Raw genomic sequence first — 13,394 nt, 5'->3', positions numbered from 1 at the left:
AGCCAGCAATTGTATTTAAAGAAATGGCATTGGCTGCTTGATATTAGCGAGTGTCGCACTTCGCAGTTGAATTCGGGTATAAGCATTAATAATTAAACATCGCTAAAAGCTAAGCTTGTCTTAAATAAAAGTACTAGAAATTAATTTTATTTCTTCAAAACAAATCAACCCGCATATTCCACATAAATTTAGTGGTTATGTCAAATATTAATTATCATTAATTTTATTTATAATGGATATAAAATCAGTTTATAATTTTTAAATAATTTAATTATTAGAAAGCAGTATGACCAGTCCATATTCAACATGGAAATATGAGCTTTGTTTTGCATCATAATATATAAATACATTAAAGATTCATCTACGAACTAAATGCTCTTCAAGAGGTGATATAAATTAGCATTTCGAGACTAAATGAGAATAAAAATAGCGCACCGTATATGGTGCGCTATAGATTTGATTAAGGTCACTGTATAAGCATAGATAAAACTAAACTCATTTGACGTAGCTAGGCCAAGATTGCTTATGGTTTAAGTTTCAATACTTTATCAATATCTTCTGCGCTGTGGCGCTCAGGTAACTGCTCCCATTCTTCACCCCATGAACGGTTCACAATTCGACCACGTTTTACCGCTTCACGCTCATCAATTACTTTTGCCCAACGCACAACGTTTTTGTAGCTTTCTACGTCTAAGAATTCAGCCGCATCGTAAGCACGACCCAACACAAGGTTGCCGTACCATGGCCATGTTGCGATATCAGCGATGCTGTACTCATCGCCACCTAGGAACTCATTGTTCGCAAGACGCTTGTCTAATACATCTAACTGACGTTTTGCTTCCATTGTAAAGCGGTTGATTGGGTACTCGAACTTCTCTGGTGCGTACGCGTAGAAGTGACCAAAACCACCGCCTAGATATGGCGCAGAACCTTGCAGCCAGAATAACCAGTTCATTACCTCAGCACGCTTAGCGCCTTCTTTTGGTAAGAAATGATCAAACTTCTCTGCTAGATAAAACAAGATGTTGCCAGATTCAAACACGTTCACTGGCTCAGAACCCGAACGGTCAACCAATGCCGGAATTTTAGAGTTTGGGTTAACAGCCACAAAGCCAGAGCCAAACTGGTCGCCATCGCCAATCTTAATCAGGTATGCATCGTATTCTGCTGCCGTTACGCCAGCCGCCAAAAGCTCTTCAAACATGATCGTCACTTTCTGACCATTTGGGGTACCCATTGAGTAAAGTTGGAATGGGTGCTCACCAACTGGAAGCTCTTGCTCATGACGTGCGCCAGAATCCGGACGGTTGATGCTCGCCCACTGACCGCCGTTTTCATTATCGTTTGTCCAAACTTTTGGTGGAATGTATTCGTTAGCCATTGTTTTCCCTTATTGTGTTTGAATGCATCTTCAAACTGACGGGTCTTACGCGCCAGCAAGCATTATTAACATCACCTCTTCGCCAACTGCGATTAGGCATACTCAAGATATTAGGTCGAATTCGCCAAATAAAAGTCCTGCAATCTCTTTTAGTTAGAACCTTTGGTTATGGGATTTTCTTTCACGCTATAAGTAAAAACGTCGCGATAATGTGAACTAGGTTCGAGATGCCAACGATGAGTAAGCGACACTCGGCTGCGCACCTCTGTTTGGGGATTTGGAGCAACCGTTGAACTTCAAAGTCACCAAGAGTGACGTTGTTTTGGATACCCTAGTTCAAACCACTTACGTACGTGATAGGCAGTTAAGTTAGATAGTTAGAAAGAAAAACGCCCTTCACTAAATCAATGAAGGGCGTTTTAATGTATTCGAAACCGTTACTTAGCTGATTCAAACAAACCAGTTATACCTTTCAAAGGGAAAAGCCTTGCTTGTTCCAAACCTATCAACGTTACTTTACTAAGGTCATCAATAAAGAAACGACTGGTCATCGTGTGTTTGCCACCATTAATGAAAATCTCGATGACAGAATTGTCGATATATATATCAATCGTCTGCTTAGCGTCCAATCTTGGTGCTTTTCGAATGCTACCAAATTCTTCTGCGTACAAATGAGACATGTGACGACGGTCCAGCATAAACCCGTGCTTTGTCGCACTAAAGACGATGTTGTCACCTTTGAGGTTACTCAGCTCAAGTTCAAAGCCATCGCCCTCAAGGTCTAATTGGATCAAACAACTTGTGCTTTCCAGTGTATGGGACTGTGCAAAGACCACCTCTTCTTTTCTTAAACTCTCCAATTCAGGGAGTGGAGTTTGAACAAGAAAACCATCTTTCAACGTTAGTTCTCTAGGAAGAGACAACATTCCCGCCCACTGGTGTGTGACCGATGGTGTGTCGATTTCTGGCAACCCTATCCATGCAATAAGAATGCGACGCCCATTCTCATCTAAATAGGTTTGTGGGGCGTAGAAATCAAACCCATAATCTGGCTGCAAAATATCTTGGTGGTTTTCTAAAATCATCGACTCTAGGTTCAACTGATCACCCACGATATACGCAACAGAATAGATGTTTTTGAAATCATAAGGATTATTACTGCTCACGCCCTGTGGAGAAAACAGCATCACCGATTGACCATTAATCTCAAAGAAATCAGGACACTCCCACATGTACCCAAGGTCAGAAAACTTGGTCTTGATAGGACCTTTATGCTGCCACGTTTTCAAATCTTTGCTTTGATAGAGCGCCATTGAACCATGCTCGGTTTTGGTTTGAGCACCCACCACCATCAAATAGTCGTCGCCTTTCTTCCAAACTTTTGGATCACGAAAGTGCTCCGTGTAATGTTCGTTCTCAATGACCACACCATGCTTTTCAATGTTGCCATCTGAATCCATGGTGGCAAAGCACTGTGCTGGAATTCGATTCCAGTTTTGGTCACGCTTATTACCAGTAAAAAACAGCAAAGCCTTGTTGTTTTCCACCAAAGCACCGCCCGAATAGACACCATGTGAATCGTAGTCTTGGTCGGGATGAAGACCCACACCATGATCAGTAAAATGGATGAAGTCTTTAGTAGAAAGGTGGTACCAATACTTCATTCCATGGACTGGTCCCACAGGCGTCCACTGGTAAAAGATGTGGTGCTCACCATTGAAATAGCACAACCCATTTGGGTCATTTAACAGCCCAAATCTAGGGGCGATATGAAAACTAGGAAAGCCTTTATCTTGCTGACGTGAAAGTGTCATTTCTTCGATATCACACTGAGGGATTTGCTCAAGTCGGCGATATCTTTGCTCTACAGTCCAACGGTTGTTTAAGCTCATAATTTTTCTCAGCTGAAATTGGATCTGAAGATCATTGCCCAATAAATTGCAGCAACTCTGTCTGGGTCGGAAGCGCGGTCATTGCGCCTTTTTGCGTCGTCGCTAATGCACCACAGCCATTTGCCCATTGAATCGCAGAGCTAACAACAGGATGATTTTTCCAATCGTCATGCCGAGACAGGCATGCCAGTAGCCCTCCGACAAAAGCATCACCCGCACCTGTGGTATCAATCGGACTAACGACTTGACCTGTGATCAGTTCACTCTGACTTTCAAAGACGCGCCAAACACCTTTCGCACCTTGTGTCACCAAGACCAAAGCAATATTCAAAGAGGCTATTTGTTGTAAACCTTGCGCCATCGATGTTGAGTCAGTTAAGAACAAAAGCTCTTCTTCAGAGAACTTAACCACATCGGCCATCGCTACAGCCTTCATCACGACAGCTTGGATTTCTGATTGATCTTGCCACACTTCATCACGCAAGTTAGGGTCAAAGCTAATGAAACCACCAGCGGCTTTTGCTCTTTTGATCGCCTCAAATGTGCTGCTTCTACTTGGCTCATTTGCCAGTGAAATTGAGCAAACGTGTAGCCAGTCACCTTGCTTAAAGTTTGGGATGTCTTCAACAGACATAAACTGATCAGCGCTCGGTTTTACCATAAATGTAAAGCTGCGTTCCCCTTGATCGTCTAAATCTACCACCACTGTTGATGTTCTTTGCTCAGGGTCTTTAACGAGAAACTCCGTGCTCACGCCCTCTTGATCGAGCGTTGATTGCATGAAGCGACCAAATGGGTCATCACCTACACGTCCAAAAAACGCACTCTTACCAGATAGACGAGCAATTGCTACGGCGACATTCGCTGGTGCACCACCGGGACATTTGAGTAAAGAAGTCTCAGATTCCGGTATTAGATCGACAACTGCATCACCAGTTACCCATACTTGATTCATCTTGCTTACCTTAAAATTAAAGCCCTGATAGTCCAACGTGTTGAACACCTTCACTACCAAGTAAAAATTGAAAAAGGCTAGCCAAGCCATTAGTGCTTGGCTAGCACCCCAAACATTTAGGAAAAGAAGTGGATTTTGGGGGACTCCACCCTTAAGGAGTTCAGATTAAGCCGCTGCTTTTTTACCGACTTTAGCGCGGTCACGCATACCAAGAACAATGGTGAGAACAAATGCGGTCAAGAACGCGATCACCATACCCGCGATGTAGTACCCAATCTTCTCTGGCGTAATGGAAATGATGCCTGGAAGACCAGCTGCGCCCAATGCCTGAGCTTTCACATTAAACATTGTGATGAACGCACTTGATAACGCCGCAGCGCAAACTGCCGCAATAAATGGGTAACGTAGTTTTAAGTTAACACCAAACATAGCCGGTTCTGTAATACCCAGCAAACCCGTAACACCCGATGGAATCGCAATACCTTTCATCTTCTTATCTTTGCTCATCACGCCCACCGCCAACGCTGCCGCTCCTTGAGAAACGTTAGACATCGCCGCAATAGGAAAGATAAAGGTGCCGCCCGTCGTCGCAATATCCGCAAGAAGTTGAGTTTCAATCGCAATGAAGCTGTGATGCATACCAGTAATAACAAACGGAGCATAAATAAGACCAAATACCGCACCACCAACAAAGCCAGCTGTGTTGTATAGCCAGTTCAGACCATCACCCAATAGGAAACCGATATCACGCGTGAACGGACCGACGACAGTAAACGTCAGCAAACCCGCTATGAAAATCGCCAGTAATGGCGTTAAAAGGTTGTCTAAAACAGAAGGGATGACTTTACGTAAGCCTAGCTCAACCTTCGCAAGAATGAATGCCGATACCAAAACCGGTAACACCGAACCTTGGTAACCCACTTTTTGGATTTCAAAGCCAAGAATATTCCAAACCGGAATGTTGCCAGACACAGATGCGCCGCCGAATCCCCAACCATTCAGCAAGTCAGGGTGAACCATCAACATACCTAGCGCCGCCCCTAAATATGGGTTACCGCCAAACTTCTTACTGGCTGAAAATGCCAGCAGAATAGGCAGGTAAACAAACGGCGCGTTCGCAAACGTGTTGATCATGTTCGCCAAGTCTGTCAGTCCTGGGTTGGCATCAATCAAAGATTTGCCATCAATGAACAAGCCTTGAGCAGTCAATAGGTTATAGATACCCATCAACAAACCACCAGCGACGATTGCTGGAATGATTGGAACGAAAATATCAGACAGCCCTTTCACCGCGCGCTGAACAATGTTTTGTTTCTCTGCGCCAGCAGACGCAACGTCGTTGGTGGACATTTCACTCATCCCCGTCAACTTCGCCATTTCTGCATAAACTTGGTTTACGATGCCAGATCCAAAAATGATTTGGTACTGACCCGCAACTTTGAACTGCCCTTTTACTCCTTCAAGGCTATCAATCGCTTGTTCATCTATTTTTTGCTCATCTGCAACGGCAAGGCGTAAGCGTGTCGCACAATGCGCAAGTGCGGTGATGTTGCTTTTACCACCTAATAGAGTTAACAACTCTTTTGCTACTGCCGGATAATTCATTTCATACCCCATTGGATTATTATCTGAGCTTGCGAAATTTTCGGGAACGTTTGCAAAACAGATTTTTGCTCAATAAAACCAAATGATCAAAGATAAAGCAGAGAGAATGTGAGAATGATCGTCAAATTCTCTCCCTAAGAGCAGTATAGGAGGTTAGAATCGCTACTTATCAAAGAGCTTTTCATCTTCTCTTTGCAAACAATCCCAAAAACGAAAAACAGAATGGATAGGAACAATGGCGAGTCTGCATGATGTCGCCCGTCTGGCTGGCGTATCAAAATCAACAGTGTCACGGGTTATAAACGATGAATATGGCGTAAAAGAAGCGACAAAACTGAAGGTCCGCCAAGCAGTAGCGGAATGTGGCTATGTGCCGAACCAAGTCGCTAAAGATCTAAAATCTCAAAAGACCAATCTGGTTGGTGTCATTGTTCCTCGGGTTTCCTCTCATGCCACATCCCAAGGTGTCGATGGATTAACCGATGTCCTTGAAAAAGCCGGGAAACATGTCTTACTTGCTAGCACTCACCAAGCCCACGAAAAAGAACTGGAATACATTCAGATCTTTAACCAAAAACGGGTTGAAGGGATCATTCTTTACGCCACCCACCTCGATTCCAAGCTGGTAAAAGCAATTCAAAACTCAGCCGTCCCAGTTGTGCTCGTCGGTCAAGATGGTTCCATGTTTAATATTCCAAGCATCATTCATGATGACGCACGAGTAGGGTTTGAAGCGGGAAATAGACTGGTTGAAAAAGGTTGCCAAACCATGGGTTTTATTGGTGTGCAAGGTGACGATATCGCGGTAGATAAGCAACGCTCTGAAGGATTTGTTCAAGCGCTACAGCATCATGGTTTTGAGCTCGCCTTCCATGCTCGTGGTGACTTTACCATCGATTCTGGCTATTCATTGGCAAAACAACACTTAACAAAGAACCCTAAGCTAGATGGCTTGTTCTGTGCGACAGACCGTATTGCTATCGGTGCGATGAGAGCGATTCAAGAGCTCGGGTTAACACCGGGTAAAGACGTTTTAGTGCTAGGCGTTGGTGATGATGAGCTCGCATCAGTGTGCACCCCAACCTTATCAACATTTAACTATGCATTTGATAAAGCAGGGGAAAATGGTGCGAAACTGTTACTAGATAGAATTGCCAACAGAAGTTTTGAAATGAGTAAGATGGTACTAACCTTCAAAACTATTGAGCGTCAGTCCTGTTAATGAAAAAGCGCCAACTGAAATCAGTTGGCGCTTTTCTTATTACTCTTTGTAGGTTAGGTCCCTTTAGAACCAAGTTTCCATTTGCAGTGCAAACAGAACTTCACCACCATCACCCATCGTTGCAGCACCCGCATCCTGGCTAATCGAGTAGCCATTCAAGTCTTCGCTCCAATCAACGTAGCTAACTGCAAAACGTAGCTCCGGACGGTCAAAGAAACCTGCAGCGGTAGACATCTTAAGCGTTGGTGCAATTGTCGCTTTGTAAAAACTGCCACTTGCTTTATCAATCGCATTGTCTAGGTCCATGTATTGGTATGAGCCTTCATAAACCATCTCAAAGTTCTGCGTAAACTCTTGCGCTAAGCGGATGTTGAACGATGCCCACGTAAATTCATCATTTTTAGCAAAGCGATCTTGGCTGTGTTCTGCTAGCAACGCAGGTGCTACACGCCAGTTGTCGCCGATGCGTGTTACACCATAGCTGAACAAGCGTACGGCTTTTGCGTCTTCTAACAAATCTCCGTTTGAACCGATGCCTTTAAGTTCCGCACCCAATCCATCACCCATCAAAATACCGGTTTTAGAGAAGCCTTCACTCATGCCAAAGAAGTTATCGCCATGGTAGGCAAACATCGCATGTAAACCTTTGTCCGCTGCTCCTTCTACGCGATCATTGTTATCAGCTGACGTCATGCCGCTCAGCATCAATTGCCAATTACCGAAGCGGTTGTTCATTGTCGCGATATAGTTTTCAACATCCGTTGACGAGCTATCAATCTCACCAAAATCACGACCATAGATCGAGAAGTTTGCTTTCCATGATTCGCTCATTTGGACGTCATACACACCAGCACCAGTGCCAGATAAGAAAACAATATCCGAGTCAAAGAAGTGAATGTCAAAGTTATCACGGTCAAATCGTTTACCAGCCCAAAACGTCGCGTCAGCAAACGCACTTGATTCAGAGAACATGCTCAACTTGTTTAGCTCAGCATATACCTGACGAACGTTTAATTGACTCTCGCTAGCCGTCCATTCGTTATTGGTTTCCGTACTATCTGCCAACATGATTCGGAACAATGCGCTGGAACCATCATCTGCAAAACGTTTGTGAATAAGGTTTGCTTCCACATAATGATCATCCTCTACCCCTAATCGCCCAACTGGAGCGCCAATAGCACCAGCTGCCGTCATGTAAGGACCAGTGCCCACTGCACCATTCAGATCGTCATTAATGAGCAGCCCGGAACGAGCGTAGCCATGAAACTCAAAGCTTGAGGCTTTCTCATTTGCTTCTGTGGATACTTTTTCTGTCTGTTCAAGTCTCTGTTCTAATTCATTAATTCGCTTTTCAAGAGCGTCAACATCTGTTGTTGCGAATGCAGGTGCTGTAACCAGCCCAAGCGCTACTGCCATCGTCAAAGTGTGTAGTTTCATTTCCATAGTCTCACGTAAATTTATACTTAGGTTATTTGCAAACGTTCCCAAGTAAAATTGCAAACTTATGGTGACTTTAAATACCCATCTAAAGTCTGAATTTCAGAGCGCTCGTACTCAGAGCGTATCTACCACTTGTATCAATGAGGGCGATAATATATAAACTTTTCGGGAACGTTACCGTTAAGAGGCCATTTTGTTACTTCTATCACGTTCAATTGTGTTAATTACAGAAAAATCATTAACCAGCGCACATTTGAATTAATTGTTAGCGCTAGAGGAAGTAGTTTGAAGGTGACAGGCTACAAAGAAGGGGTTTAGTGTTCATTTGAGAGAATAGTGCTCACTCGCTTCCCTATGCTACTTGATGGTAACTCATCTCTATTTGTTGATGAAAAGTAGCAGCTAAGGTTGAACGTAACTAAGAGCGAAGCGGATCTCGATACCTCATTTCAAACAACTTGAAAGGCTGTTAAGACGAGATAAACGACCTTCATTTTCTGTGAAGAGCGCTTTGTTGTTCTAATTCAAGCTAACGAAACACTTTTTTGGACAGAAGTACGTTAGAATACATACCCTAAAGTAGTCATAGATTTATTCAACCACTGCCTGAAAATGGGCCAGCCGCTCCCATTAATCAGAATGATAAAATGCCCAATAGAGATACATGAAAAAGCCAACTGTAATCACAGTTGGCTCAGTATTTCCCCTTGAACTTTTAAGCCTTATATTGACTAGAGCGTTAGTTCGGAAAGTGTTTATTTAAGAAGTCCAAAACATGAGTAACGTACTTCTCGGTATCAAAGACAGGTGCACTGTGTCCTACACCTTCTTCAATGAAAAGTTGGTTGGTAACTCCATGCTCATCAAGCTTAGCCTTAAGTATCTCACTTTGAGATAGAGGCACTCGCTTATCCAAGGTGCCGTGTAACTGTATATATGGTGGAGTATTTTCATTCACATAACTCGTCGTTGATGCTTTCTTGGCAAGCTTTGGAATATTGTTTGGAATATCTCCTAAGAAACGAGATACAGACGATTTTTTGCTGGTTTTCTTGCCACCTTTATTACTTAACTCAAGTAAATCGGTAGGGCCAAAAAAGCTTACTACGGCTGAGACCTTGTACTTTGGTGGCTCATAGAAATCTACTTGGTTGTATGCCGAGTTAGTCGCACCAATAAAACCAGCGAGGTGCCCGCCAGCAGAGCGTCCCATTATCACAACATTGTCCGCTTTAATACCGAGCTTTTCAGCATTGTCGTACAAATAGTTCAGTGCATCATTAATGTCTTGTACTGGTTGAGGAAAGATCGCTTCTCCACTTAAACGATAATCAACTGAAGCTAGCGCATAACCTTCATTCAACACAGACTGAAGTAATAATGGGTTCTTTTCTGGGATGGCGTCTTTGCTCCCACGTTTCCATGCACCACCATGTACCCAGACTAATAACGGGTACTGAGTATTTGATTCAACCGAAGGAGTATAAAGATCGAGTTTAATCTCTCTTTCACCTACAGTTTTGAACAAGATATCCTTCTCTACATTGAACTCCCCAGCCAAACAGACAAAGGGCATAAGTAGCAGAGAGGTCATCGCAGACTTAATTTTCGTATTCATTGTTTTGTTATTCGCTTAAAAAAGTAAGTAGATTAGAAAGTCGCTTCAGCAGCTAACCAGTAGCGTCGGCCATCTTCAATGTAGCCAAACTCTTCCTCTGTGATTTGCTCATCGAACAAGTTATAAACCGCTGCCATTAACTTCACATTCTTAGTTACACGCCAGTTCACACCGAGATCCACGTAAGTAATAGAAGGTGCCAACGTTCTTGTGCTATCACTAGTGATGTTGTTTTTCTCTTTGCCTTGATAGTTCATGCGGGCCCATGAAGCAACATCATCACGCACTGCCCAATCACCATTAAGTGAGAAGATATGTTCAGGTGCTTGTACAAGAGGCAAGCCATCATCATCGTCATTAGTGTTCTTTTCACTACGAGTATACGAGTAGGTTGCACTTAGTGTAATTGACTCTGTAATACCCTTAGATACGGAACTTTCTGCACCATAGCTGTTCGCATCATCAATGTTGACGTAAGTGCGGTCGCAACTTCTGCTATCAGTACACGTCGGATCGACAAACTCACTTTCGATCTTGTCTTTGAAGTCGCTGTAAAACAAAGTAATGTTTGCAGAAAGGTCTCGCTCATTAACGTAATACAGTCCCATCTCTGTATTGATGGAGGTTTCTGCTGTTAAGTCTGGATTACCGTAAATAGAACAACGCCCTCTACAGCTCTCTTGAACCCACTCTTCGTCCATTTGTGTCAAACTAGGTGCTCGATAACCCGTAGACACACCACCTTTTAGCGTCCAACTAGGGTCAATAGACCAGACCCCGTAAGCTCTTGGGCTAAATTGCCCGTCAAAGATCTCATTGTCGTCGTAACGTAAACCAAGGGTGAGAGCGAATGTATCCGTGAGATACCACTCGTCCTCAGCAAATACTGCCCATTGCTTGTTTTTAGAGGTCAATGACAGTTTATTATCAGTCAGATCCTTTTGCTCGAAAGATGCGCCCAGTGTTAAGTAGTGAGCATTAAGAGGCAGACCCCATTGCGTATTAATTTGACTATTCTCGACTTCTTTATCTGCACCGATATTTTTTACTGTTTCATTACTGATAAATGAAGAACTTGTACCCCAAGAGTAGTTTCCGTCGTGGCTAAAACCAATAGATTGGCGTTCATATTCTCGTACTGCAACTTGAGACTCTCGCTCCACTGATTTACCTAGAGTGGTCTCTCGCTCTTGGTTATGATTGGTGAACTCCAGAGTAAAAGTGTCATCCGAGGTAGGTGTGAGGTACAAAGAAGCTCGATAGTTGTCGAGTGTCTTACCTGCATAACCACCTTCAATTTCATCTTCTTTTCTTTCCTGATACAGTCCAGTCAAAGAAGTACTCAACAGACCATCAATGACAGGGCCAGCAAGGTAAAGCTGCCCTTGATAGCTATTTCCAGATTTTGAATTTTCTTGAAGCGTCGTTTCTGCACGCAAGCTTCCGTGCCACTCTTGATAATTTTTACGCGTAATAATATTAATCACACCCCCCAAAGCATCAGACCCATAAAGGGTTGACATAGGGCCACGTACAACTTCAATACGTTCAATTGCACTCAACGGGGGAAGCCAGTCTTGTTCAGTAAACGTACTACCATTAGTTTGAGTTTCTCGACCAGACTGCTTCCTGCCATCAACAAGAATGGCCGTATATTGAGCAGGCATACCTCGAATTGAGATATCTTGGCCATCACCACCTCCTGTAACGGTTACCCCAGGTATATCACTTAAAGCATCAGTCAAATCTTTATATGAGCGATTTTCAAGTTGCTCTCGGGTGAGAACACTTATTGTTGCTGGCGCTTCTGTGACATTCTGTTCGTAACCAGAGGCTGTAACCACTACGGTTTCCATTGCTGTTGTATTGATACCAGTCTCAGGTAACTGGTCATTTGCAACAACGACCATAGGTAGAGTAATACAAGCAGAAACAACTGATGTAGAAAATAGAGAGTATGTGAAAAGAGGCTTCATATTGAATAGGCTTAAAATGTAATTGCATTTAATAATTATTATCAATTAAACCTGATTATCATAATCACTGACAAGTTAATCACTATCGAGAAAAGAGAATATCACTATCCAATATACGAATAGTTAACCACGAATTACCCGATATAAGCATTTAAGCTAAAGTATCGGTTCCAACATAGAGCTGTTTAAAGATCTCTCGTACCCATTCACACATAGGATCATCGTTAAAGCGTTTGTGCCAATATAGGAAGACTTCTTGAAAGTCCAACTGTAGCTCGGCAGGTACTTCTCGAACGATCAAGCGAGGGTCTTGACAAGCTGCCTCTGCAAAAGGTGTCGGTAGATGAAATATAATCTCAGTCTCCGCAGCGATACTTGGAGCAGAACTAAAGTTATTCAGTTGCACTGGCGCTGATAAACGCTTTTTTTTGTTCGCTAACCCTAGCTCTTGGTATTTATGCTCAAACGACAATCGCTTCTCACCCTGCAAAGAGACTTGTCCAAAGTCAAATTCGGCCAAACGCTCTGGAGTTAGCTCTAAATCGGCCAGTGGATGATAGCGGCTCATAAGCAAACGGAAAGTACGCTTAGCAACAACCATTCGATAGATATTTTGCTCAGAGCTTGGCGGTTGATGAGAGGAAAGTGCGAAATGAACATCTCCAGCCACCAACGCATCAAAATGACGTTTTGGTGCTGAGTCCAAACTGACCTTAAGGTTTGGAGCCTCTTGCCGAATCTTAGCGATAACCTTAGGCATTAAGGTATTAATCTGAGGAAGAAGGCCGTAAACCTTAACGGTGCTTGATACAGTGCTCGGATCAAACGAGTCTCTATGGGCAAGTTTTTCTAAACTGGTAATCACATTATTGATGTCTTGCCTTACTGACTCTGCTTTTGGAGTCAGTTCATAGCCGTATTTCTTGCGCACCAGTAATTCGTCATTAAAGAAAACTCTCATTTTTTGCAGTGCTCGACTTACCGCAGACTGGCTCATATTTAAAGCCATAGCGGTGTTAGATACATGCTTCTCTTCGAGCAAGTGCTTTAAAACAAAGAGCAAATTCAGATCAATTTGAGATAAGTTCACGTCAATACCACCCATCAAGCTTCCAGTAGGTGGTATAGTACATAAATCTCTAGAGTTTGTGGTAAGTGTTTTCGATACTACAAGGCACTATTGAAACACAAGTCTGGTAGCAGGACAGTTTCCGTGCTAACACGAAAAGGGGCGTGCGACGTGAAGTCGTATGAAGCGCTGTTCACCGCTTAATGTGTGAACCATCTGTATCACCAGATGAACCT

Annotated in this window: 9 protein-coding genes and 1 pseudogene; 2 read left to right on the top strand and 8 right to left on the bottom strand. The window is 43.2% G+C overall.

Going from position 1 to position 13,394, the window contains the following annotated elements; translation table 11 throughout:
• Positions 1-523: 523 nt before the first annotated feature.
• Positions 524-1,381: a glutathione-dependent disulfide-bond oxidoreductase gene (gene yghU / locus R7Z77_RS22905; protein WP_005373705.1), complete on the bottom strand. Its 858-nt coding sequence runs from the start codon at positions 1,379-1,381 to the stop codon at positions 524-526.
• A 253-nt stretch (positions 1,382-1,634) separates the two neighbouring features.
• Between yghU and R7Z77_RS22900 the strand changes: the two are divergent.
• A pseudogene (locus tag R7Z77_RS22900) lies at positions 1,635-1,754 on the top strand (dihydrofolate reductase); the annotation flags it as partial.
• A gap of 64 nt (positions 1,755-1,818) precedes the next feature.
• Here the strand turns inward: R7Z77_RS22900 and R7Z77_RS22895 are convergent.
• The 3 genes from R7Z77_RS22895 to R7Z77_RS22885 form a co-directional block, all read right to left on the bottom strand.
• Complete coding sequence (locus R7Z77_RS22895; RefSeq protein WP_213968096.1) at positions 1,819-3,273, bottom strand: sucrose-6-phosphate hydrolase; 1,455 nt, start codon at positions 3,271-3,273, stop codon at positions 1,819-1,821.
• A gap of 31 nt (positions 3,274-3,304) precedes the next feature.
• Positions 3,305-4,228, bottom strand: coding sequence for an aminoimidazole riboside kinase (locus R7Z77_RS22890; protein ID WP_053349293.1), 924 nt, complete (start codon positions 4,226-4,228; stop codon positions 3,305-3,307).
• Between the two features lie 165 nt (positions 4,229-4,393).
• Positions 4,394-5,833, bottom strand: coding sequence for a sucrose-specific PTS transporter subunit IIBC (locus tag R7Z77_RS22885; RefSeq protein ID WP_062731055.1), 1,440 nt, complete (start codon positions 5,831-5,833; stop codon positions 4,394-4,396).
• A 235-nt stretch (positions 5,834-6,068) separates the two neighbouring features.
• On the opposite strand from R7Z77_RS22885, the gene R7Z77_RS22880 reads away from it, so the two are divergent.
• Positions 6,069-7,055 carry a LacI family DNA-binding transcriptional regulator gene (locus R7Z77_RS22880; RefSeq protein WP_053349295.1) on the top strand — a complete coding sequence of 329 codons (987 nt, stop codon included), beginning with the start codon at positions 6,069-6,071 and terminating at the stop codon, positions 7,053-7,055.
• 63 nt (positions 7,056-7,118) lie between these two features.
• On the opposite strand, the gene R7Z77_RS22875 is transcribed toward R7Z77_RS22880, so the two are convergent.
• From R7Z77_RS22875 to R7Z77_RS22860, 4 genes are all read right to left on the bottom strand, one after another.
• Entirely contained in the window at positions 7,119-8,492 is a 1,374-nt protein-coding gene (locus tag R7Z77_RS22875; protein ID WP_054574597.1) for a carbohydrate porin, read from the bottom strand.
• Between the two features lie 742 nt (positions 8,493-9,234).
• On the bottom strand, positions 9,235-10,113 hold the full coding sequence (locus tag R7Z77_RS22870) for an alpha/beta hydrolase (RefSeq protein WP_017819845.1): 879 nt from the start codon (positions 10,111-10,113) through the stop codon (positions 9,235-9,237).
• A gap of 32 nt (positions 10,114-10,145) precedes the next feature.
• Positions 10,146-12,089 (bottom strand): TonB-dependent receptor domain-containing protein, encoded by a 1,944-nt coding sequence (locus tag R7Z77_RS22865; protein ID WP_318136849.1) that lies wholly within the window; start codon positions 12,087-12,089, stop codon positions 10,146-10,148.
• 151 nt (positions 12,090-12,240) lie between these two features.
• Positions 12,241-13,194: a LysR family transcriptional regulator gene (locus tag R7Z77_RS22860; RefSeq protein WP_017819843.1), complete on the bottom strand. Its 954-nt coding sequence runs from the start codon at positions 13,192-13,194 to the stop codon at positions 12,241-12,243.
• Positions 13,195-13,394: the final 200 nt, after the last annotated feature.

It is taken from the genome of Vibrio sp. 1401, assembly GCF_033340295.1.
This window is presented reverse-complemented; position numbering and strand designations above follow the sequence as displayed.

What these genes read in the sequence shown, in the direction of transcription:
- yghU (WP_005373705.1), bottom strand. Translation starts at nt 1,381, where the DNA reads ATGGCTAACGAATACATTCCACCAAAAGTTTGGACAAACGATAATGAA.
- R7Z77_RS22895 (WP_213968096.1), bottom strand. Translation starts at nt 3,273, where the DNA reads ATGAGCTTAAACAACCGTTGGACTGTAGAGCAAAGATATCGCCGACTT.
- R7Z77_RS22890 (WP_053349293.1), bottom strand. Translation starts at nt 4,228, where the DNA reads ATGAATCAAGTATGGGTAACTGGTGATGCAGTTGTCGATCTAATACCG.
- R7Z77_RS22885 (WP_062731055.1), bottom strand. Translation starts at nt 5,833, where the DNA reads ATGAATTATCCGGCAGTAGCAAAAGAGTTGTTAACTCTATTAGGTGGT.
- R7Z77_RS22880 (WP_053349295.1), top strand. Translation starts at nt 6,069, where the DNA reads ATGGCGAGTCTGCATGATGTCGCCCGTCTGGCTGGCGTATCAAAATCA.
- R7Z77_RS22875 (WP_054574597.1), bottom strand. Translation starts at nt 8,492, where the DNA reads ATGAAACTACACACTTTGACGATGGCAGTAGCGCTTGGGCTGGTTACA.
- R7Z77_RS22870 (WP_017819845.1), bottom strand. Translation starts at nt 10,113, where the DNA reads ATGAATACGAAAATTAAGTCTGCGATGACCTCTCTGCTACTTATGCCC.
- R7Z77_RS22865 (WP_318136849.1), bottom strand. Translation starts at nt 12,089, where the DNA reads ATGAAGCCTCTTTTCACATACTCTCTATTTTCTACATCAGTTGTTTCT.
- R7Z77_RS22860 (WP_017819843.1), bottom strand. Translation starts at nt 13,194, where the DNA reads ATGGGTGGTATTGACGTGAACTTATCTCAAATTGATCTGAATTTGCTC.